At 64.0% G+C, this 20,338-nt stretch carries 23 protein-coding genes and 1 tRNA gene; 22 read left to right on the forward strand and 2 right to left on the reverse strand.

Annotation, left to right across the window (positions count from 1 at the left end; all coding sequences use genetic code 11):
• Positions 1-26: 26 nt before the first annotated feature.
• The 4 genes from NTZ43_09185 to NTZ43_09200 are packed head-to-tail and all read left to right on the forward strand — an operon-like array spanning position 27 to position 3,328.
• Positions 27-812, forward strand: a complete 786-nt coding sequence (locus tag NTZ43_09185) for a hypothetical protein (protein MCX5767380.1) — start codon at positions 27-29, stop codon at positions 810-812.
• The gene (locus tag NTZ43_09190; protein ID MCX5767381.1) at positions 812-2,239 is read left to right on the forward strand and encodes an aspartate ammonia-lyase; all 1,428 of its coding nucleotides are present in this window, start codon (positions 812-814) and stop codon (positions 2,237-2,239) included. The genes NTZ43_09185 and NTZ43_09190 overlap by 1 nt, the downstream gene beginning before the upstream one ends.
• 52 nt (positions 2,240-2,291) lie before the next feature.
• Positions 2,292-2,747 carry an Rrf2 family transcriptional regulator gene (locus NTZ43_09195; GenBank protein MCX5767382.1) on the forward strand — a complete coding sequence of 152 codons (456 nt, stop codon included), beginning with the start codon at positions 2,292-2,294 and terminating at the stop codon, positions 2,745-2,747.
• A gap of 14 nt (positions 2,748-2,761) precedes the next feature.
• Positions 2,762-3,328 carry a hypothetical protein gene (locus NTZ43_09200; GenBank protein MCX5767383.1) on the forward strand — a complete coding sequence of 189 codons (567 nt, stop codon included), beginning with the start codon at positions 2,762-2,764 and terminating at the stop codon, positions 3,326-3,328.
• Here NTZ43_09200 and NTZ43_09205 read toward each other — a convergent pair.
• Positions 3,318-4,166 (reverse strand): hypothetical protein, encoded by an 849-nt coding sequence (locus NTZ43_09205; protein ID MCX5767384.1) that lies wholly within the window; start codon positions 4,164-4,166, stop codon positions 3,318-3,320. The genes NTZ43_09200 and NTZ43_09205 overlap by 11 nt on opposite strands.
• A 143-nt stretch (positions 4,167-4,309) precedes the next feature.
• A tRNA-Leu gene (locus tag NTZ43_09210) sits at positions 4,310-4,393 on the reverse strand.
• A 110-nt stretch (positions 4,394-4,503) separates the two neighbouring features.
• Here NTZ43_09210 and smpB point away from each other — a divergent pair.
• The 18 genes from smpB (at position 4,504) to NTZ43_09300 (ending at position 20,328) form a co-directional block, all read left to right on the forward strand.
• A complete protein-coding gene (smpB, locus tag NTZ43_09215; protein MCX5767385.1) occupies positions 4,504-4,998 on the forward strand; it encodes an SsrA-binding protein SmpB in 495 nt (164 codons plus the stop codon).
• A complete protein-coding gene (locus tag NTZ43_09220; GenBank protein ID MCX5767386.1) occupies positions 4,995-6,269 on the forward strand; it encodes an N-acetylmuramoyl-L-alanine amidase in 1,275 nt (424 codons plus the stop codon). The genes smpB and NTZ43_09220 overlap by 4 nt, the downstream gene beginning before the upstream one ends.
• A complete protein-coding gene (locus NTZ43_09225) occupies positions 6,266-7,201 on the forward strand; it encodes a dihydroorotate dehydrogenase (GenBank protein MCX5767387.1) in 936 nt (311 codons plus the stop codon). Before NTZ43_09220 ends, NTZ43_09225 begins: the two co-directional genes overlap by 4 nt.
• On the forward strand, positions 7,198-7,899 hold the full coding sequence (pyrF, locus tag NTZ43_09230) for an orotidine-5'-phosphate decarboxylase (GenBank protein MCX5767388.1): 702 nt from the start codon (positions 7,198-7,200) through the stop codon (positions 7,897-7,899). The genes NTZ43_09225 and pyrF overlap by 4 nt, the downstream gene beginning before the upstream one ends.
• Positions 7,900-7,980: 81 nt before the next feature.
• The gene (locus NTZ43_09235) at positions 7,981-8,556 is read left to right on the forward strand and encodes a hypothetical protein (GenBank protein ID MCX5767389.1); all 576 of its coding nucleotides are present in this window, start codon (positions 7,981-7,983) and stop codon (positions 8,554-8,556) included.
• A gap of 232 nt (positions 8,557-8,788) precedes the next feature.
• Positions 8,789-8,905 (forward strand): 50S ribosomal protein L36, encoded by a 117-nt coding sequence (gene rpmJ, locus NTZ43_09240; GenBank protein MCX5767390.1) that lies wholly within the window; start codon positions 8,789-8,791, stop codon positions 8,903-8,905.
• A 3-nt stretch (positions 8,906-8,908) separates the two neighbouring features.
• Positions 8,909-9,286 (forward strand): 30S ribosomal protein S13, encoded by a 378-nt coding sequence (gene rpsM, locus NTZ43_09245; protein MCX5767391.1) that lies wholly within the window; start codon positions 8,909-8,911, stop codon positions 9,284-9,286.
• Complete coding sequence (gene rpsK, locus NTZ43_09250; protein ID MCX5767392.1) at positions 9,286-9,663, forward strand: 30S ribosomal protein S11; 378 nt, start codon at positions 9,286-9,288, stop codon at positions 9,661-9,663. The genes rpsM and rpsK overlap by 1 nt, the downstream gene beginning before the upstream one ends.
• Before the next feature lie 3 nt (positions 9,664-9,666).
• Positions 9,667-10,302 (forward strand): 30S ribosomal protein S4, encoded by a 636-nt coding sequence (rpsD, locus tag NTZ43_09255; GenBank protein MCX5767393.1) that lies wholly within the window; start codon positions 9,667-9,669, stop codon positions 10,300-10,302.
• A gap of 107 nt (positions 10,303-10,409) precedes the next feature.
• Positions 10,410-11,480: a DNA-directed RNA polymerase subunit alpha gene (locus NTZ43_09260; protein ID MCX5767394.1), complete on the forward strand. Its 1,071-nt coding sequence runs from the start codon at positions 10,410-10,412 to the stop codon at positions 11,478-11,480.
• Positions 11,481-11,837, forward strand: coding sequence for a 50S ribosomal protein L17 (gene rplQ / locus NTZ43_09265; protein ID MCX5767395.1), 357 nt, complete (start codon positions 11,481-11,483; stop codon positions 11,835-11,837). It abuts the gene before it with no gap.
• 3 nt (positions 11,838-11,840) lie between these two features.
• Entirely contained in the window at positions 11,841-12,077 is a 237-nt protein-coding gene (gene rpmB, locus NTZ43_09270; protein MCX5767396.1) for a 50S ribosomal protein L28, read from the forward strand.
• Positions 12,078-12,244: 167 nt separating this feature from the next.
• A complete protein-coding gene (gene gmd, locus NTZ43_09275; GenBank protein MCX5767397.1) occupies positions 12,245-13,219 on the forward strand; it encodes a GDP-mannose 4,6-dehydratase in 975 nt (324 codons plus the stop codon).
• A gap of 1 nt (position 13,220) precedes the next feature.
• Positions 13,221-14,186 (forward strand): GDP-mannose 4,6-dehydratase, encoded by a 966-nt coding sequence (locus tag NTZ43_09280; GenBank protein MCX5767398.1) that lies wholly within the window; start codon positions 13,221-13,223, stop codon positions 14,184-14,186.
• Positions 14,173-17,403, forward strand: coding sequence for a carbamoyl-phosphate synthase large subunit (gene carB / locus NTZ43_09285; protein MCX5767399.1), 3,231 nt, complete (start codon positions 14,173-14,175; stop codon positions 17,401-17,403). The genes NTZ43_09280 and carB overlap by 14 nt, the downstream gene beginning before the upstream one ends.
• Positions 17,400-17,981, forward strand: coding sequence for an acyltransferase (locus NTZ43_09290; GenBank protein MCX5767400.1), 582 nt, complete (start codon positions 17,400-17,402; stop codon positions 17,979-17,981). The genes carB and NTZ43_09290 overlap by 4 nt, the downstream gene beginning before the upstream one ends.
• On the forward strand, positions 17,981-19,021 hold the full coding sequence (locus tag NTZ43_09295; protein MCX5767401.1) for a Gfo/Idh/MocA family oxidoreductase: 1,041 nt from the start codon (positions 17,981-17,983) through the stop codon (positions 19,019-19,021). The genes NTZ43_09290 and NTZ43_09295 overlap by 1 nt, the downstream gene beginning before the upstream one ends.
• 194 nt (positions 19,022-19,215) lie before the next feature.
• Complete coding sequence (locus tag NTZ43_09300; protein ID MCX5767402.1) at positions 19,216-20,328, forward strand: DegT/DnrJ/EryC1/StrS family aminotransferase; 1,113 nt, start codon at positions 19,216-19,218, stop codon at positions 20,326-20,328.
• The last annotated feature ends 10 nt before the right edge of the window (positions 20,329-20,338 follow it).

Raw genomic sequence — 20,338 nt, forward strand, 5'->3', positions numbered from 1 at the left:
GCGCGCCCACCCGAACGGTGCTATCGATGCTTCGACTCAACCGGATTCTGCTCGCCCTTGTCCCGCTCGCCACGCTCACGGCGTGTCTCAGCACTTCGCCGACGGAGGGCTCCTCGATCGCCCTCATCACGATGAACGCGCGCGTGAAGGGCGCCGGTTATACCACGGCGCCGGTGGCAAATTTTTACAAGGCGAGCTCCATCACCTTCGCGTCGTCAGGCGCCGCTACGGACACCTGTCAGGCGGGAGCGTACTCGTCCGCAGTGACCCCAACGACTGCGGCTGTGATTTCAGGCGGCGCGAACATCGCCGTCAAGCTCTCTGGAAAGAGCGATACGCTCCGCAAGGTCTCCACCACTGACTTGTCGTATAAGCTGGCGTCCGCAGCGGGCATAACGTACACGCCGGGCGACAGTGTGACCTTCACGAACTCCGGCGACGTGACCGGATTTTTCTCGACCACGTTCTCCGGAAAGACCGCCGAGGCCTTCACCGCGAGCGCCATCACGGCGCCGGCGGCGGGGCAGCCATTGGCCCTCACTTGGTCCGCCGCCACCGACGGTAACTCCGCAATGATCGTGTCGTTGCGGTATAACGACGGCACGGGCAGCGGAGTCAACGCGCAGATCTTTTGCGATTTCCGCGACGACGGCGCCGGAACGGTTCCCGCCGCGCTTGCGGCTAAGTGGGCTGCCAGCACCGAGCGCTCCACGGTGATGCAGCGTCTGCGCACGGCGGTCATTGTCACGACCTCCACGCAATACATCAACCTCATTTCGACGTTCGAGCTGCCGACCCCGACCTCGCCCTGATGCCGCGCACGCCGGAACCTTCGGTGCGCATGGAGCGCGACCCGCTTGGCACCCGCGAGGTGCCGGCTGGCGCGCTCTACGGCATTCAGACGCTACGCGCGCTCGAGAATTTTCCGATCAGCGGACTCAAGCCGCTCCCGGCCTTCGTGGATGCCGTCGTGCAAATCAAGCGGGCGGCTGCATTGGCCAACGGCGAGAGCGGTCGGCTCCCGCGTGATCTCGCCGACGCTATTATCGCGGCTGCCGACGAGGTGCTGGCCGGCGCGCATCGCGACCAGTTCGTGGTGGACGTGTATCAAGCGGGAGCGGGCACGTCGCACAACATGAATGTCAACGAGGTGCTCGCCAACCTCGCCAACGAACGGCTCGGCCACGCGCGCGGCACCTACGCCCCCGTGCATCCGAATGATCACGTCAACATGGCGCAGTCCACCAATGACGTGATTCCCACGGCCATCCGGCTCGGCGTGCTCACCGAACTCACGCCATTCGCTCAGGCGGCCAAGGCCCTCGCCACCGCGCTCACCGACCAAGGCGGTGCGTTCGACCACATCATCAAGGCCGGGCGCACCCATTTGCAGGACGCGATGCCCATTCGGCTCGGGCAAGAGTTCGCCGCGTGGGGGCACACCATGACGCGTGCGCTCCAGCGCGTCCTACAATCGGCGGATTTTCTGCGCGACCTCGGCATCGGCGGCACGGCCGTCGGAACTGGCGTCAACGCGGAGCGCTCGTACCCGTCACGCGTCATCGCACACCTCAAACAGTCGTGTGGCTTCGCGTTGCGCGAGGGCACCGACCGCGTGCAGCTGATGCAGTCCATGGGGGACGTCGCGGCGTTCAGTGGAGCACTGCGGGCCTTTGCGTTGGATCTCTCAAAGATCGCCTCTGATCTTCGTCTGCTCGCGAGTGGGCCGCGCACCGGCCTTGCCGAAATCGTGCTCCCCGCGGTGCAGCCTGGTTCGAGCATCATGCCGGGCAAGGTGAATCCGTCCGTGCCGGAGATGGTCAACCAGGTCTGCTTTCAGGTCATGGGAAACGACGCCGCGGTGGCTATTGCCGCCGAGCACGGTCAGCTCGAACTGAACGTGATGATGCCCGTCATTGCCCATAACGTCCTCTTTTCGATGGAGATTCTCCGGCGTGCCGTCGAGACACTCAACGTCCGCTGCGTGCAGGGAATCGCGGCCGATGAGGCGATGTGCGCCTACTGGGTCGAACGGTCGGCGGCCCTCGCCACGGCGCTGGCGCCGAGCATCGGTTACGCCCGGGCGGCGGAGCTGTCCAAGGCCTCGGTGGCCAGCGGGGAGTTGATTCGTGACCTCGCGGCTCGGGAACAGGTACTCCCGCCGAACGAGTTGCGGGAGATGCTCGACCTCCGGCGCCTCACGGAGCTGGGCGTCCCAGGCCAGCCAGACAAACCGTAGGGCAAACGCCCTCCGTCCTTGTTCGAATGGGCGGAGTTTCGTATTGTGTGGCATGCGCATTACCACGTGGGCTGAGTACGGTGTCATCTGCGCGATCCACCTCGCGCGACGGGCGAACGACGGGCCGGTCACCGGACGAGAGATCGCGACAACGGAGCATCTCCCCGCGGATTACGTGGAGCAGATCCTCCTCCGCCTGCGTCGCGCCGACATCGTGCACAGCACGCGTGGCGCCAAGGGCGGGTACGCACTCGCGCGGCCCGCGACCGAAATCACGGTCAAAGACATCCTTGCCGGTGCGGAACTTGGCACCTTCGACATTCAGTGTGACCGCCACCCTGTGAGCGAAGAACGCTGTTCGGCCTCCGGTGACTGCAGTGTGCGTCCCGTGTGGCAAATGCTGCAGCGCCGCATTGAGGACGTCCTGGAGAGCGTGCGGCTGAGCGATCTGCTCCAACCAGAAGCGGTTGTGCGCGCACAGGTCGGCCTTCCTGTGCTCAGCGACTGAGTGCGCGCGGTACCATGCTGATCCCCCTAACGCGCGCGTGGCGCGTGGACCGTGATCGTCGTCGCCGCGCGACGGGCTATCTCATTGCGCTACGGCGCGAGCCCGAGGCCGCTGATGTCCGGTGGCTCACCGACGCGGCGGCAGCTGGAGACGCAGACCACGCGCAGTGGGAACTGCGGTACGCGCGCCTGGCGCTCGGCGTGCTCACGGCCCAACGCGATGCGCTGGACGATCAGACTGGCTCCGACGTGGTCGCGGCGCTCGACGGGTCATGGAACGACGATGCCCGGATCGCTGAGGGGATGCATGCGCTCGTGGCGAGTCAGTTCAACGATCGGCTTGGCGCGTACCGCGAGGCGCTCGCGGCGCGCGGTGGTGCGGTGGGCGCGAGCGAACGTCTCGGGCGCGTGCTGTTGGCCTTTGCCTCGGATGGCGCACGCAGCGCCGGCGCACCGCTCCCGAGGGCCATCGCGCTCTTATCGCAGTATCTCGGCGATGCGAGTGAAGCGCTGCGCGCCAATTATGGCGCGGCAAAACTACCCGAGCACCTGCCGCCGTCGGAGATGGCCGCTAAGGCTTGACCCGTATTGGGCGCAGCACGTCAGGGTCTGGGGGGCGGGGCGTGCGGGTTCCGTCCGTCGTGCGACCGAGCGATGCCGCGGTCGCTTCGCGAGGATCCATCTTCCGGCACTCCATTTTGAACCCGCCCGCGCCGCGGGTGAGGTAGGTCATCGAGATCGCCGTACACACGGTGCCTCCGGAAAGCGATCGCACTTTCAGAAACCAGTGGCTGTCGTCCGCCGTGGAGGTGAGCACCTCGTACTGGGGGTCGAGCAGCATCGCGATCCCTTCATCGCGGATAAAGTGCGCGGGGTCGATGTAGTTCCCCGTCTGCCGCAGCACTTTTTCTTCGGCGTCAAACAGATCCTTGTAGCCCTGCGTCATCCGCTCGGTGGTCTTGCTCGCGGCCAACCGCTTTGGCACCGTGCGCACGAGGATCGGCGTGGTGATCGCTACGGCGGCGATTACCACCACCACCCAAATGATCACCTGTAAATCACCCAGCCATTTGACGTCGAGTGGCGCCGTGAGCGTGGCCCACCAGCGAGCGAGCGGATGCAGCAGACGGCGCCGCGGGCGCGCACGGAGGCGTGGCGCGTCGGCGACAAGAATCGGACGATACGGCACCGGCGCCGCGCTCGCCGGTGCCTCGACCGGGATGGCCTTGATCGGGAAGCGCGGCGTCGGCGCGGCGTACTTGGTCTTCGTCTGGCCCGGGGCCACGGGCACCGTGTAGTGCGTGGCCGGCTTTGGCATCGCACCCACCATGACTTGGCTCCACGACGGCGCCTGCTCGGCGTCCTGCGCGGCTTTTTTCATGTCAACGGTGAGGTACAACGAGCGCGACGGCTTCTTCATCTTGAGGTCAGCGGGGAGCCTATGGCGGTGCCGGAATACACCATCCGAACAGAGTATCGGCGCCATAGGCCACCCGCTTGAGACAAAACACACACGCCACCGAGCGAGGCCCGGTGGCGTGTGTGTTTGAAGCAATCTTCCAGTGCCGAAGGGGGGACTCGAACCCCCACGGGCTTGCACCCACTGGCTCCTGAAGCCAGCGCGTCTACCAGTTCCACCACTTCGGCATGGACACGCAACATAACGACTTGGCGCGCGATACCCAAGGGTGCGGCCGGTCGTCTGTTGTCGTGAGGCAAAGTCTCAGCGTAGCTTGCAGTTGAACCCTGTGCCCGACATTGTGTCCAAACCAGCCGCTCCCCAATCCAAGGACGATCCCAAGGCCGTAGAGCCGATCGCGCGCAACAAGCGCGCTCGGTTCGAATACGAGATCTTGGATACCTGGGAAGCGGGCATCGTTCTGACCGGCACCGAGGTGAAATCGCTGCGGGCTGGCAAGGCCAACATTACCGACGCGTACGGCATCGTGAAGGACGGCGAGCTCTGGCTGCTCAATGCCAACATCGCCCAGTACGAAATGGGGAATCGTTTCAATCACGAAGCGACCCGCACCCGGAAGTTGCTTCTCCACTCCCGAGAAATCAGTCGGCTCATTGGAGCGGTGGAGCGTCAGGGGCTCACCCTCGTCGCGCTCGACCTCTACTTCAAGGGCGGACGTGCCAAAGTCAAAATTGCCCTCGCCCGAGGCAAGAAGCTTCACGATAAACGCGCCGACCTCCGCGAAAAGGACGACAAGCGCGACATGGCGCGCGCGATGAAGGTGCGCGGATGACCGTCGGCCTCGGATTCCTCCTCTCGCTCGGCGTGCTCGCACAGTCCGATTCCATTGCCGTGCGTTCAGCCACGCGCGATACGGCCGTCGCGGCAGTCGCGACGGCATCGGGTCCGGCGCTCCGCGCGGCGCTCGCACTTCCGGTTGTTGGTGTGCGCGTCACGGCTGACGGGCAAGGGCGCTGGAAACTCTCGCACGGAACCAGTGTCGTGACCCTGGTGGACGGGGTTCCGTTCGCGTCCGATGGGACATCCAACTTTCCGCTGGCTGCGCCTCCGGTGATGCGCAACGGAGAACTGTTGCTCCCGCTCTCGACACTCACTGCGCTCGTGCCTAAGCTTGGTGCCGACGTGCATTGGAGCGCCGAGCGTCGTGAGCTTCGCTCGGGCGCCGTGCGCGACGTGCGCGACGTGCGCGACGTGCGCGCCGTTGCGGCCGCCGCGCCGCCACTCGCACCAGCGACGCTCCCCGCGCCTGAAAAAGTTGTTCCGCCGGTCACCAATGCCGTCACCCCGCGAAAGACGCCGCGTGCTGCTGCGCAGCACCGGGTGGTGGTGGACGCCGGCCACGGCGGCCCGGACAACGGCATGAAGGGTCCACTCGGCGGACGCATCACCTTGTACGAAAAAGACATCACGCTCGCGGTCTCAAAAAAACTGGCGGGGGAACTCGAGGCACGTGGCATCGAGGTCATCATGACCCGCTCAACCGATACGCTGATCGCGCTGTCCGATCGCGGACGCATCGCGAATCAACGGCATGGTGACCTGTTTATCTCCGTGCACGTGAACGCCGCGAATCCCGGTTGGAAGGACCCCTCGGGAGCACGAGGTTTTGAGACGTACTTCCTCTCGGATGCAAAAACCGAGGATGAACGCCGCGTGGCGCAAATCGAAAATTCATCGGAACGCTTTGATTCCGACGGCGAGACGGGGAAGGCGGATCCGCTCGGATTCCTCATTGCCGACATGAAGCAGAATGAATACTTGCGCGAGTCCAGCGATCTCGCCTCGCTCATTCAGGCCCGCTTGCGGAAGTCGCACCCCGGGCCGAGTCGTGGCGTCAAGCAGGCGGGGTTCCGCGTGTTGGTCACCTCGTTTATGCCGTCGGTGCTCGTGGAAATCGGATTTGGTTCCAACCCCACGGAGGCGGCCTTTATCTCGAGCGCCGAGGGGCAACGCGAACTCGCGGCCGCCGTTGCTGATGCGGCGGTGGAGTATCTCGCGCATTACGAGCGTCGCGCCGGTGCCTCGCCCGGAGGACGTAAGTGAGCGACACAACGTCGGTGCTCTCCGTTGCTGCGTGTGGTCTGCAGTTCCAGAATCCCGTCATGCTCGCCGCCGGCACGGCCGCGTACGGCCGTGAACTGAACGATGTGGTGCAACTCGAAGCGCTTGGTGGGCTGATCACGAAAGCCGTGAGTCTCGAACCGCGGCACGGGAATCCCGCGCCGCGCGTGGCGGACTTCGAGGGCGGCATGATCAACGCCATCGGGCTCGCCAATCCCGGCGTGGACGAGGTGCGTGCGCACGATCTCCCGTGGCTCGCGCAGTCGGTGCAGCGGGCCCGTGTGCTGGTGAACGTGGTTGGCCGCGCGGTGGAAGAGTTCGGCGAAGTGGTGGCGCGTCTTGACGATGCCGCGGGTTTTCAAGGATACGAGCTGAATGTGAGTTGCCCGAACACGCGCGCCGGTGGCCTGGAGTTCGGCGCTGACCCCGTGGCGCTCAAGGATGTGGTGTCGCGGGCGCGTGCGGCCACACGCAAGCCGCTCTTTGTGAAGCTGTCGCCGACGCTCCCTGATATCGCCGCCATCGCCGCCTGCGCGGTGGATGCCGGCGCGGATGGCATCACCGTGATCAACACACTTCCCGGATTAGTGATTGACGTCGCCGCTCGTCGGCCGGCACTGGGATTCGGATCCGGCGGCGTGAGCGGTCCTGGGCTGCGTCCCGTTGGGGTGCTGGCCACTTGGAAAGTGCGTCGCGCGGTGAAGGTTCCCATTATCGGCGTCGGCGGTGTGTCCACCGCTGAAGATGCGCTGCAGTATCTGGTCGCCGGCGCGACCCTCGTGGCCGTCGGCACCGCCGCACTCGCCAATCCCCGTGTTCCGGAGCGCATCGTGCGCGATCTCACGCGTTGGTGTCGTGCGAATCAGGTGCCGCGGATCACAGATATCATCGGTTCGCTCGAGTGGCCCTCGTGAGTGTATCTCCTCTGACACCGCAGCCCATCGTAGCGCTCGATGTGCCAACCCTCGTGGACGCGCAGCAGTTGGTCGCGCGACTCGGCGACCGCGCCGACTACTACAAGGTCGGCTTGCAGTTGTTCACTGCCGTGGGGCCGCGAGTGGTGGAGTGGCTGCGCTCGCAGGACAAGCGCGTATTTCTCGATCTCAAACTGCACGACATTCCGAACACCGTGCGCGGCGCCGCCGAGAGCGCGGCGCATTCCGGCGTGTCGTTGCTTACCGTGCACGCGCACGGTGGCGAGGCGATGGTGCGCGCGGCTGTTGAGGGGGCGGGGGAGCACACGGGGATTCTTGCGGTCACGGTGCTGACGTCCATGGACGCTCCTGCGCTGGGGACAGTGCTCGGGCGTGAGGTCGATGTCGCGGCCGAAGTGTTGCGCTATGCGGGGGTGGCCTCTGCGGCCGGCGCGCATGGGGTGGTTTGCGCTGGGAGTGAGTGCGCGGCGGTACGCGCTCGGTATGCAGATCTTCGTCCGTTAGTGCCCGGCATTCGCGCCGCGGGGGGCGCGACGCACGATCAAGCGCGCGTCGTCACACCGCGCGAAGCGTCGCGTGCCGGAGCGGCGTACGTCATCTTCGGCCGAGCCGTCACGGCGTCTCCGGATCCAGCAGCGGCCTACGCCGCGTTGACCGCCGAACTGGCATCGGCGTAGTGCCTAGTTCGAGCGGACCCCGTTGTTGATGAGCTGGGTGCCAATGCGATTTGCCGATCGCCTCTATTTGGGAGAGACCTGATGCGCCGTCTGTCACTGCTGTCACTGCTGTCACTGCTGTCACTGCTGTCGCTCGTACTCGCCGCCGGCTGCGCGTCCACGGGCTCCACCGCCGCGAACACGACGGGGATGATGTCGACGACGCGCGTGACGACCGGCGGCGGCGGCTCAATGAACATTCAAAGCGGCGCAGGGAGCGTCGGCGCCACGGGGTGGGTGCCGGTGAAACCCGATTCGGCGTTCGCGCTCCTCCAGAAGGCCTATACGGACCTTGAGGTTCCGCTCACCACGCTGGTGAGCGCCGAGCGCACGCTAGGGAACTCGAATCTGAAGGTCCGCCGAAAGCTGGGCCGCCTGCCCATGCAGAAGTACCTCGACTGCGGCATCAAGGAAGGGATCCCGAACGCCGAGACGTACGAGATCCAGATGAACGTGCAGAGTTGGGTGAGCGCCGACCCCAAGGGTGGGGCGTCCATCACCACGCGGGTGCAGGCGATTGGGAGCGATCCGGCGCATGGTCGGGGGAACAACACCAACTGCACCTCGACTGGGGAGATCGAAATCCGCCTCCTGAAGTGGGTGCAGGAGCACTCCTGAGCAGGGGATTCCCCTCTGAGGGGCCGGCAAGAGGGTGACGGGGGCGGACCTGCGGGTTCGCCCCCGTTTTGTGCAGATTTGAGTGGTTCGGTACACGTCGGTCCTGCCCCTTGTGTCAAGGGGTGCAGTCGACTATGCTTGGTGTCTGCCCCAAAACAGGTCCCCCATCTCGGGGTCTGGGGCGCGGTCACTGGGGCCGCGCAGGGGAGTTCCGTCCGACCGGAGTCCGTCCGTGAAAGTTCGCACGAGCGTCAAGCCGATTTGCGAGCACTGTAAGGTGGTCAACCGCCGCGGTGTTACTCGCATCATCTGCAAGCGCAATCCAAAGCACAAGCAGCGACAGGGCTAATCCATGGCGCGTATTGCAGGCGTCGATCTCCCCCGCGAGAAAAAGGTCGAGATCGGACTCACTTACATCTACGGCATTGGTCGCGTGACCAGCCGTCGGATCCTCGAGGCTGCGGGTGTGAACCCGGAGCAGCGCGTGAAGGATCTTTCCGACTCCGACGTGAATAAGCTGCGTCAGGAAATCGAAAAGACCTATCGGGTCGAAGGTGCTTTGCGCACTGAGATCGCGATGAACATTAAGCGCCTGATGGACATCGGGTCGTATCGGGGCATTCGCCACCGCCGCGGTCTGCCGGTCCGTGGGCAGCGCACGCACACCAATGCGCGCACAAAGAAGGGTCCGCGCCGCGCAATCGCTGGTAAGAAGAAGGTGACCAAGTAATGGCTATCGGAAAGAAGTCCAAGCGCGTGGTGGATGCCGAAGGCATCGCCCACGTCAGCGCAACGTTCAACAACACGACCATCACGATCACCGACGCACATGGCAACGCCGTGGCGTGGGGTTCGTCCGGCAAGGCGGGCTTCAAGGGTTCCAAGAAGTCCACGCCGTTCGCCGCGACGGTTGCCGCCGAGCAGTGCGCTCGCGAGGCGATGACCGCTGGTGTGCGCCGCGTACATGTGAAGGTGCAGGGCCCGGGCTCTGGTCGCGAAAGCGCGATCCAGGCGCTCGCCGCCGCCGGCCTGCAGGTCAAGTCCATCAAGGATGTGACGCCCATCCCCCACAACGGCTGCCGTCCGCCGAAGCGTCGGAGGGTCTAACTCATGCGTTATACAGGTCCCAGCTGTCGTCAGTGCCGCCGCGAAGGCACCAAGCTGTTCCTCAAGGGCACCAAGTGCTTCACCGAGAAGTGCCCGGTGGAACGCCGTCCGTATGCGCCGGGCCAGCACGGTCCGAACGCCGCCGGTCGCCGTCGCAAGGTGAGCGAGTACGCCAAGCAGCTTCGTGAGAAGCAGAAGATTAAGCGCATCTATGGCGTGTCGGAGAAGCAGTTCCGCAACACGTTTGAGAAGGTGAGCGGGTTGCCGGGTATCACCGGTCACAACTTGCTGGCCGCGCTCGAAAGCCGCCTCGATAACATGGTGTACCGTATGGGTTTTGCCGCCAGCCGTAAGGCCGCGCGTCAGCTCATTCGCCACCGTCACATCGAAGTGAATGCGAAGACGGTGGACGTGGCGAGCTTCAACGTGCAGCCGGGGCAGGAAATCCGGATGCGTCAGAAGTCGCGCGAACTCGTCATCGTCGCGGCCGCGCTCGAGCAGGCGGCACGCGGAGCCACGCCGAGCTGGTTGGCCGTGGACAAGGGCTCGTTCAGCGGGCGGATGCTGGAACGTCCGCAGCGCGCAGCCATTCCGATTGCCGCGCAGGAACAGCTCGTCGTCGAACTGTACTCGAAGTAAGTAAGGTCGGGGCCCTGACCCCTCTACGGGTCTGCCGCGCGTCAGGGGCGGGGCAGGGCGTAGGCCGCGCACCATGCGCGGCCTGACCATCACCAGGATTCTTACGAATGGTTCAAGCAATCGATCTCCGCGGGCTCGTCCGTCCGCAGCTCGTCGAGGCGACGAAGCGCGAGGACAACCCGAACATCGCCGAGTTCCGTCTGCAGCCGCTCGAGCGCGGCTTCGGTCACACCCTCGGCAACGCCATGCGTCGCATGCTGCTGTCGTCACTGCGCGGCTCTGCCGTGTGGGGCTTCCGCATTGACGGCGTGCTGCATGAGCACCAGACGATCGTTGGCGTCTCTGAGGACGTGCACCAGATCATCGGTAACCTCAAGACGCTCGTGCTCGCCCTCGACAACGAAGTCGAAGAGACCATCCTTCGCATCAACGTTAAGAAGGCCGGCCCTGTGACCGCGGGCGACATTGAGTCGACCGGCGGCTGCAAGATCGTCAATCCCAAGCACCATCTGTTCACCATGCAGGACGACAAAGATCTTTCCGTCGAACTGTACGTGAACCGTGGGCGCGGCTATGTCGAGTCGGATCAGCACCCGACCGACCGCTCGCTCCCAGTCGATCTCGTTCGCATCGACTCCATTTATTCGCCGGTCAAGCGCGTGAACTTCTCGGTCTCCGAGACCCGCGTTGGCCAGCGCACGGACTACGATCGCCTTGTCCTTACGGTCGAGACGGACGGGACTGTGACCCCCGAGGAAGCGGTGAGCTATGCCGCGGCCCTCGCGCAGACGCACTTTCAGTACTTCGTGGGCTTTGGCTCGCACAGCGCGGCCCCGGTGGCCGGCGGTGAGTACAACGGCTCCGATGCGGCCCGCTTGGCGGCGTTGTTCAAGACGCCGATCGACGACCTCGAGCTGTCGGTCCGCTCGGTGAACTCGCTCAAAAACCACAACGTCCGCACGATGGGCGATCTGGTGCAGCTCACCACCAAGCAGTTTGGTGAGGTGCGGAATTTTGGAAAGAAGTCGCTGCAGGAGATCGCCGATCTCCTCGAGCGTGAAGGGCTTAACTTTGGGATGCGGTTTGAGGATACGGGCGATGGCGTGCGCGTGAGCGATTGGGGCACGCCGCCGAAGGAAGCCGTCGCCGCCGCGCCTGACGACGTCAACGAGGAATAAATGCGGCACCGTAAGGTTGGCCGGTCTCTGCGCCGGACGAGCGAGCAAAAACTCGCCCTGATTCGTAACCTCGCCACGTCGCTCATCGAGCAGGGCGCGATCGAGACGACGGAAGCGAAGGCGAAGGAACTCCGTCCCTTTGTCGAGAAGCTCATCACCAAGGCCAAGGCCGGCACGCTCCACGCGCGCCGTCTGGCTGGCAAGCACGTCACCAAGCGCGGCGCTGCGGACAAGCTCTTCCAAGAGCTCGGTCCCAAGTTCGCCAAGCGGGCGGGCGGCTACACGCGCATTCTCAAAACCGGCCACCGCAAGGGTGACGGGGCTGAGATGGCGCGCATTGAACTGATGGAGGGCTGATCCATGGCACCCATTGCCCGTAACGTCTGCTACAGCTGCCAGAAGGGGGTCGCCTTCGGCAACAATGTATCGCACGCCAATAACAAGACTCGTCGTACCTGGAAGCCGAACCTTCAGGTCGCTCGCATTGTTCGCGACGGCAAGACCATCAAGATCAAGGTCTGCACGCGCTGCCTGAACGCGGGCAAGATTCAGCGCGCTCCTCGTGGAGCCGCCCGAATCGCCGCCGGCATCTCCTGAGTTCCCGTACGACCGACGCACCAAAACAGGGAGCCTCGCGGCTCCCTTTTTTGCGCCGGTCGGCGTCGCACCAGTTGGGGCAGCTAGCCGCTCCAACGGAGTGACGAAGGCGCTATAATTCAAGGTTGTTCCGGATACCTTCCCGATTCCCGAACGCACCCCTCAGCATGCGCACTGCACTCATTACCGGCATCACGGGCCAAGACGGCTCTTACCTCGCCGAGCTTTTGCTCGCCAAGGGGTATCGTGTCGTCGGCATCGTACGCCGCAGTTCCACCACGCCCTACGAGCGCATTGCGCATCTCGTGGATCGCGTGGAGCTGCTGTCGGCGGATCTCCTCGATCAGACCTCTTTGATGGACGCGATCAGCGACTGCGCGCCCGACGAGATTTATAACCTTGCCGCGCAGAGTTTTGTGGCGACCTCGTGGACCCAGCCGGTGTTGACCGGCGAGTTCACCGCGATTGGCGTGACGCGCATTCTCGAAGCCATGAAGCGCGCGGCACCGAAGGCGCGCTTCTATCAGGCGAGCTCGAGCGAACAGTTCGGCAAAGTGGTGGAGACGCCGCAGCGTGAGAGCACGCCGTTCTATCCGCGCTCGCCGTATGGCGTGGCCAAGGTGTATGGCCACTGGATCACGGTGAACTACCGCGAATCGTTTGGCCTCTATGCCGTGAGCGGTATTCTGTTCAATCATGAGAGCCCGCGCCGCGGTCTTGAGTTCGTGACGCGCAAAGTCACTGACGCTGTCGCACGCATCAAGCTCGGTCACGCCAACGAACTGCGCCTCGGCAATCTCGACTCGCGGCGCGACTGGGGCTTTGCCGGCGATTACGTGGATGCGATGTGGCGCATGCTGCAGCAGGATGAGCCGGATGATTACGTCATCGGTACCGGCGAGACGTGGTCCGTGCAGCAGCTGTGCGAGGAGGCGTTTACCTATGCCGATCTCGACTGGCGCGAGTTTGTAAAGCTCGACAAGAAATATCTGCGCCCTGCGGAAGTGGATCTGCTGGTGGCTGATCCGTCGAAGGCGCGTGCCAAGTTGGGTTGGGAGCCAAGTGTGAAGTTCGGCGCCCTCGTGCGGATGATGGTGGACGCCGATCTGGCGCGTCACCGCGTCGGCCCGGGCAACGGCTGACGTGACCGTTCGGCGCGCACTCGTCACGGGAGCCGGCGGTTTCGTCGGGCAATGGCTGTGCCGTGAACTCGCGCGCCACGGCTGGGGCGTGACTGGGGCATCCCTCGAGGGTGATCCTGGTGTGGACGTCCTCAGCCCAGAAGATCACGCGCTGATCACCTGGCGTCGCGACGACGTCACCGATCCCGAAGTCGTGCGCGCCATGCTCGACGCCTCGCAGCCCGATGCGATTTTCCACTTGGCCGCCATGGCGTTTGTGCCGGCCGCGAGTGAGGACCCGCGGCGTGCGTTGGCGGTGAATGTTGGGGCCGCCATGACACTCCTCGGTGACGTGCGTGAGCGCCGCGCGGCTGAGACGCTGGATCCGGTAGTGCTGCTGGTGGGAAGCGCCGAGCAGTATGGACGCCACGATTGGGAGGCGATGCCGCTCACCGAGACATCGGAATGCCGGCCTCGCACCCGCTATGCGGCGACCAAAATGGCGCAGGAAGTGTTTGGCCTCGAGGCCTATCGGGCGGACGGCGTCAAGGTGATCTGTACCCGCAGTTTCAATCACAGTGGACGAGGGCAGCACTCGAGTTTCCTGCTCCCGTCGCTGGTGCGCCGAGCGCTCGATGCACGGGCGCGTGGCGAACGGGCGATCTCGATTGGAAACACCACCACCGTGCGTGATTTTCTGCACGTCGAGGATGTCGTGCGCGCCTATGCGCTCCTCGTGGAGCATGGACTCGCTGGCGAGGTGTACAACGTGAGTTCGGGGGCGGGCACGACCGTGGAGACGGTGGCCACCGAGGTGCTGGAGGCCGTTGGGCTCAGCGCAACGCTCACCGGCGATGCCGCACTCAAGCGCGTGGTTGACGTACCGTTTCTCGTGGGCGCGAACGATAAGCTCCGCTCCGATACCGGCTGGGTGCCGCAGCGCACTCGGGCCGACATCATTCAGGACCTGATACATGCCGCGTCGTAACGACATTCATCGCATTCTGCTCATCGGTTCCGGCCCTATTGTCATTGGACAGGGGGCGGAGTTCGACTATTCGGGAACTCAGGCGGCCAAGGCGCTGCGCGAAGAGGGGTACGAGGTGATCCTCGTCAACTCCAATCCGGCGACGATCATGACCGATCCGGAAATCGCCGATCGCACGTACATCGAGCCGGTGACGCCGGAGTTCGTGGAGCTGATCATCGCCCGCGAGCGGCCGGACGCATTGCTGCCCACGATGGGCGGTCAGACGGCTCTCAATGTGGCGATGGCGCTACACGAGAATGGTGTGCTCGCCAAGTACGGCGTGGAGCTCATTGGCGCCAATGCGCGCGCCATTGCCGTGGCTGAAGACCGCAAGCTCTTTGGCGAAGCAATGGAGAAGATTGGGCTCACCTGTCCGCAGGGGCGCATCGCCACCACATGGGAAGAAGCGCTGGCGATCGTGGAGTGGACGGCCTTTCCGGCGATTATCCGTCCGGCGTTCACCCTCGGCGGTTCGGGCGGCGGCATTGCCTATAATCGCGAAGAGTTCGAGGCCATTGTGCGGCGCGGCCTCGCCGAGAGTCCCATTTCGCAGGTGCTCATCGAAAAGTCGCTGCTCGGGTGGAAGGAGTACGAACTCGAAGTGATGCGCGACAAGGACGACAACGTCGTCATCGTGTGCTCCATTGAGAACATCGATCCGATGGGCGTCCACACCGGTGACTCGATTACCGTGGCGCCCGCGATGACGCTGACCGACCGTGAATATCAAGTCATGCGTGATGCCGCGATCAAAGTGATTCGCGAGATCGGCGTGGATGCGGGCGGCTGCAATATTCAGTTCGCGGTCAACCCGGCGAACGGCGACATGGTCGTGATCGAGATGAATCCGCGCGTCTCGCGGTCCTCGGCGCTGGCATCGAAAGCCACGGGTTTCGCGATTGCGCGCATCGGCACGAAGCTCGCGGTGGGATATCGCCTCGACGAATTGCCCAACGACATCACGGGCACCACGCCGGCGAGCTTTGAGCCGGTGCTCGACTACGTCGTGGTCAAGTGTCCGCGTTTTGCTTTTGAGAAATTCCCCGCCGCCGATCCGGTGCTCACCACGCAGATGAAGTCGGTGGGTGAGTCGATGGCTATCGGCCGCACATTCAAGGAAGCGTTGCAGAAGGGGCTCCGCGCCCTCGAGTCGGGACGCAACGGGTGGACGACGGCCGAGCGTCTTATTGACGATCGCTTGGCGGATGATTCGCTCGAGACGTTGTGCGATGCGCTCGCGACGCCGACGCCGGAGCGCATCTTTCAGATCAAGCGCGCGTTCGAGCGCGGTCTTGATGTGGCGGAGATTAACCGCATTACCGCAGTGGACCCTTGGTTCCTGCAGCAAATGCAAGAGCTCGTCGAGGCGGAGCGTGAGTTCGCCGCGCTGGGCGACGTGGATGCTGAAGCACTGCTCGCGATGAAGCGCATGGGCTTTGCCGATGTGCAACTCGGCCAGTTGCGCGGCGAAACCGAGACGCAGATGCGCGAGCGCCGTTGGGGGATGAACCTTCGCCCCGTGTACAAAATGGTGGACACCTGTGCCGGTGAGTTCCCCTCGAATACGCCGTATTTGTATTCGACGTACGACGAAGAAAGCGAAGCGCCACGCTCGGGGCGCAAGTCGGTCGTGATCCTCGGCTCCGGTCCGAATCGCATCGGGCAGGGCGTGGAGTTCGACTATTGCTGCGTGCGTGCCGCGCTCGCCCTGCGTGAGCAGGGTTATGAAACGATCATGGTCAACTCCAATCCCGAGACGGTTTCTACGGACTGGGATACGAGCGACAAGCTGTACTTTGAACCGCTCACACTGGAGCACGTGCTGGAGATCGTGCAGCGCGAGCAGCCGGTTGGTGTGATTGTGCAGCTCGGCGGCCAGACGCCCCTCAAACTGACGCGACCGCTCGAAGCGGCCGGCGTGCGCATTCTCGGCACGAGTCCGGATTCGATTGACGAAGCGGAAGATCGCCGTCGTTTTGAGGAAATCGCGCGGCGCTTGGGTGTGGAGCAGCCGCCCAATGGCACGGCGACGAGCGTAGACGGCGCCGTGGAAATCGCTGATCGCATTGGGTACCCGGTGCTGGTGCGCCCGAGTTATGTGCTGGGCGGCCGCGCGATGGAGATCGTGTACGACGAAATCAGCCTGCGCGACTATTTTGCGCGTGCGGTGCGGGTGTCGGAGGATCGGCCGGTGCTTGTGGATTCTTTCCTCGAGGATGCGTTCGAGGCCGACGTCGACGCGCTCAGCGACGGGCATCAAGTGGTGATTGGCGGCGTGATGCAGCACATCGAGAACGCCGGTATCCACTCGGGCGATTCCGCGTGCGTGCTGCCGCCGTATCTCATTGGCGCCGCCGAACAACAGGTGATGCGCGACCACACGGTGGCGTTCGCCAAAGCGCTCGGTGTGGTAGGGCTCATCAATGTCCAATACGCCATCAAGAATGGCATCGTGTATGTGATTGAGGTCAATCCGCGGGCGAGTCGCACGGTGCCGTTTGTATCGAAGACCATCGGCGTGCCGCTCGCGAGCTATGCCGCGCGCGTGATGCTCGGTGAGACGCTGGCCGATCTCGGCTTCACGAAGGAAGTCATTGCGCCGTACGTTGCCGTAAAGGAAGCGGTGTTTCCCTTTTCGAAGTTCCGTGAATTCGACCCGATCCTCGGCCCAGAGATGCGTTCGACGGGCGAAGTGATGGGCGTGTCGGACAGCTTCGGCACCGCCTTTGCCCGTGCAGAGTTAGCAGCGGGCAACGGGTTGCCACTCGAGGGCGCGGTGTTCGTGACGGTCAACGATCACGACAAGCCTACGGCCGTTGGTGTGGCGCGTCGCTTTCACGAGATGGGATTCAAGGTGATCGCCACGGACGGCACGGCCAAGTACCTGCGGGAGCGCGGCGTGCCGTGCGATCAAGTGCATAAGGTGAGCGTGGCGCGCCCCAATGGCATTGACCTTATCAAGAATGGTGAAGTCCAGTTGTTGATCAACACGCCGCTCGGCAAGCGTGCGCAGAAGGACGACTATTCGCTTCGGCAGGCTGCGATTTCGCACCGCATTGCGTACACGACCACGCTCAGTGCAGCCAACGCCGCCTGCGACGCGATTATTTCACTCAAGTCGCGCGCGCCGAGCGTGCGATCCATTCAAGAGTGGCAGGAGACCATCGTCCGATGACTGACACGCCCTGGGTGCACGAGTCTGCGTATGTCGATGACGGGGCCGTGATCGGCGCCGGCACGAAGGTGTGGCACTTCTGTCACGTCATGAGCGGCGCGAAGATCGGCGCGCACTGCTCGCTCGGGCAAAACGTGGTGGTGATGAACGGCACGGTGATTGGCAACAACGTCAAGATTCAGAATAACGTCTCGATTTACGAGGGCGTGGAGCTGGAGGACGACGTGTTCTGCGGGCCGTCGATGGTGTTCACCAACGTCATTAATCCGCGCAGCGCGGTGAGCCGAAAGCACGAATACCGGCGCACGCTCGTTGGGCGCGGCGCGTCAATCGGCGCCAACGCGACCATCGTGTGCGGGGCGACCCTCGGCGCATACAGTTTCGTCGGGGCAGGGGCGGTCGTCACGAAGGATGTACCGTCTCATGCGCTCGTCGTTGGCGTGCCGGCGCGGCGAGTCGGCTGGATGTGCGAGTGCGGGGTGCAGTTGGAGGAGGGGCTCATGGAGCTCACGTGCCCGTCCTGCGGCAAGACCTACACGCGGCGCGGTGAGACTGTCACGCGCGCCGAAGAGGAATAATGACCGTCCAAAAGTCGCTTCGCGTTGCCCTCGTGGGCTGCGGCCGCATCTCCAAGAATCACTTTGACGCCATTGCCAAAGTTGACGGGCTCGAGGTGTCGGCCGTCTGCGACATCGTGGAGTCTCGGGCGCAAGAAGCCGGCGCTGCGCTGGGCGTGCCGTACTTCACGTCGTACGACAAAATGTTGCGCGAGGCGACCTGCGACGTGGTGACGGTCGCCACGCCGAGCGGGCTGCATCCGGAGCATGGCATTGCCGCCGCGCGTGCTGGCAAGCACGTGGTGAGCGAGAAGCCGATGGCGATCTCGCTCAAGGGCGCCGATGCGCTGGTGAAGGCCTGTGATGACGCCGGGGTGCAGCTGTTTGTCGTGAAGCAGAATCGACTCAATCCGTCGATCCAGCTGTTGCGCCGCGCCATCGATAAGGGGCGCTTCGGGCGCATCTACATGGCGAATGCCACCGTCCGTTGGGCGCGGCCGCAGGAGTACTACGATCAAGCGCCGTGGCGTGGCACGTGGGAGTTTGACGGTGGCGCCTTTATGAATCAGGCGTCGCACTACGTGGACCTCGTGCAGTGGCTTGTGGGTCCCGTGGAGAGCGTGATTGCCAAGACGGCGACCCTCGCTCGGCGTATTGAGGCCGAGGATAGTGGTGTGGCCGTGCTCAAGTTCCGCAGCGGGGCGCTGGGCTGCATCGAGGTGAGCATGCTCACCTATCCGAAGAATCTCGAAGGGTCCATCACGATCCTCGGAGAGACTGGGACGGTGAAGATTGGCGGCACCGCCGTGAACAAAGTGGAGACCTGGCAGTTCGCGGACTACGATGACGACGATAAGACCGTGGATGCCGCCAGCACGAGCCCGCCGAGCGTCTATGGCTTCGGGCACGAGGGGTATTACCGGAACGTGCTGGAGGTCCTGCGGGGCGGGGCCAAGGCCGACACGGACGGGCGTGGGGGACGGAAGTCGCTGGAGCTGATTCTCGGGATTTATGAGTCGGCGCGAACAGGGGCTGAGGTGCCGTTGCCGCTCAAGGGATAGGGGTCGGTGACCGACGGGCTGACGGCGGGGTTCTCAGAGGAGAATCCCGCCGTTTTTCGTTGACTTATCCTCGACTTCCGGCGAGCTTTAACAGTTGTCTGGAGGTGGGTTTTGGCCGGTTTGAGGGAGCGAAAGTTCTCTCGGCGGACCCGTCTCCAGTCGCCCCTTTCCGAATCCGATCCAACATCACAAATATGCCAGTCCCTCTGCTCGACCTGCGCGCCCAACACGCCCTGATCAAGGATGCCGTGATGCAGGCGCTGATGCCGGTCATCGATGACCAGGCGTTTATTCTCGGGGCACCCGTCGCTAGGCTTGAGGCCGACGTCGCGGCGCTCTCCAACACCAAGCACGCCATCGGCTGTGCGAGCGGCACGGATGCGATTCTCCTCGCGCTTCGGGCGCTCGATATTGGCGCTGGCGACGAAGTAGTCACCACGCCGTTCACGTTCTTTGCGACCGCCGGCACCATCCACAACGTGGGCGCGACGCCCGTGTTTGTGGACATCGACCCCAAGACGTTCAACATCCGCCCCGACCTTGCGGCCGCGGCGGTAACGTCAAAGACCAAGGCCGTCGTGCCGGTGGATCTGTTTGGACAGATCGCCGCCATCGAAGAAATCCGCCGCTTGTTGCCCACGATGCCGATCATTGAAGATGCGGCGCAGTCGATTGGGGCGCGCCGCAAGATCGATGGAGCGTGGACGATGGCCGGCCAGACGGCCACCATCGGCACCTTCTCGTTCTTTCCGTCCAAGAACCTCGGCGGCTACGGTGACGGCGGCATGATGGTCACGCAGGATGACGCCATTGCCACGCGCCTGAAGCGTCTGCGCGTGCACGGCGGACTGCAGACCTATCTGCACGAAGAAGTCGGTTACAACTCGCGCCTCGACGCCCTGCAGGCCGCGGCGTTGATCGGCAAGCTCCCGTACCTCGGTGGCTGGAGTGCGAAGCGTCGCGAGAACGCCGCGTTTTACGACGCCGCGTTCGCGGACATCGCCGACATCACGACACCGTTTATTGACCCGGCCAACGAGAGCATCTTCAACCAGTACACGTTGCGCGTGCAGCGCCGCGATGAGTTGAAGCAGCACCTCGCGGCGAAGGGGATCGGTCACTCCGTGTACTATCCGCTCCCGCTCCATTTGCAGCCGTGCTTTTCGTACCTCGGGTACAAGGTGGGGAGCTGCCCCGAGTCGGAGCGCGCCGCCCACGAAGTCGTGTCGCTCCCGATTTATCCTGAACTCACGCGCGCACAGCTGGATGAAGTAGTCGCGGCGGTTCGTAGCTTCTTCGGACGATAGGCCGCGCGAT

Source organism: Gemmatimonadota bacterium (assembly GCA_026387915.1).
Taxonomy (GTDB): Bacteria; Gemmatimonadota; Gemmatimonadetes; order Gemmatimonadales; family Gemmatimonadaceae; genus Fen-1231.

Bases quoted from the DNA above. Each gene is read 5' to 3' on its own strand.
- rplQ (MCX5767395.1), top strand. From the start codon at position 11,481: ATGCGGCACCGTAAGGTTGGCCGGTCTCTGCGCCGGACGAGCGAGCAA.
- NTZ43_09300 (MCX5767402.1), top strand. From the start codon at position 19,216: ATGCCAGTCCCTCTGCTCGACCTGCGCGCCCAACACGCCCTGATCAAG.
- rpmB (MCX5767396.1), top strand. From the start codon at position 11,841: ATGGCACCCATTGCCCGTAACGTCTGCTACAGCTGCCAGAAGGGGGTC.
- NTZ43_09185 (MCX5767380.1), top strand. From the start codon at position 27: ATGCTTCGACTCAACCGGATTCTGCTCGCCCTTGTCCCGCTCGCCACG.
- NTZ43_09205 (MCX5767384.1), bottom strand. From the start codon at position 4,166: ATGAAGAAGCCGTCGCGCTCGTTGTACCTCACCGTTGACATGAAAAAA.
- NTZ43_09235 (MCX5767389.1), top strand. From the start codon at position 7,981: ATGCGCCGTCTGTCACTGCTGTCACTGCTGTCACTGCTGTCACTGCTG.
- NTZ43_09200 (MCX5767383.1), top strand. From the start codon at position 2,762: ATGCTGATCCCCCTAACGCGCGCGTGGCGCGTGGACCGTGATCGTCGT.
- NTZ43_09295 (MCX5767401.1), top strand. From the start codon at position 17,981: ATGACCGTCCAAAAGTCGCTTCGCGTTGCCCTCGTGGGCTGCGGCCGC.
- NTZ43_09290 (MCX5767400.1), top strand. From the start codon at position 17,400: ATGACTGACACGCCCTGGGTGCACGAGTCTGCGTATGTCGATGACGGG.
- rpsD (MCX5767393.1), top strand. From the start codon at position 9,667: ATGCGTTATACAGGTCCCAGCTGTCGTCAGTGCCGCCGCGAAGGCACC.
- carB (MCX5767399.1), top strand. From the start codon at position 14,173: ATGCCGCGTCGTAACGACATTCATCGCATTCTGCTCATCGGTTCCGGC.
- NTZ43_09220 (MCX5767386.1), top strand. From the start codon at position 4,995: ATGACCGTCGGCCTCGGATTCCTCCTCTCGCTCGGCGTGCTCGCACAG.
- NTZ43_09260 (MCX5767394.1), top strand. From the start codon at position 10,410: ATGGTTCAAGCAATCGATCTCCGCGGGCTCGTCCGTCCGCAGCTCGTC.
- NTZ43_09190 (MCX5767381.1), top strand. From the start codon at position 812: ATGCCGCGCACGCCGGAACCTTCGGTGCGCATGGAGCGCGACCCGCTT.
- rpsM (MCX5767391.1), top strand. From the start codon at position 8,909: ATGGCGCGTATTGCAGGCGTCGATCTCCCCCGCGAGAAAAAGGTCGAG.
- rpsK (MCX5767392.1), top strand. From the start codon at position 9,286: ATGGCTATCGGAAAGAAGTCCAAGCGCGTGGTGGATGCCGAAGGCATC.
- gmd (MCX5767397.1), top strand. From the start codon at position 12,245: ATGCGCACTGCACTCATTACCGGCATCACGGGCCAAGACGGCTCTTAC.
- NTZ43_09195 (MCX5767382.1), top strand. From the start codon at position 2,292: ATGCGCATTACCACGTGGGCTGAGTACGGTGTCATCTGCGCGATCCAC.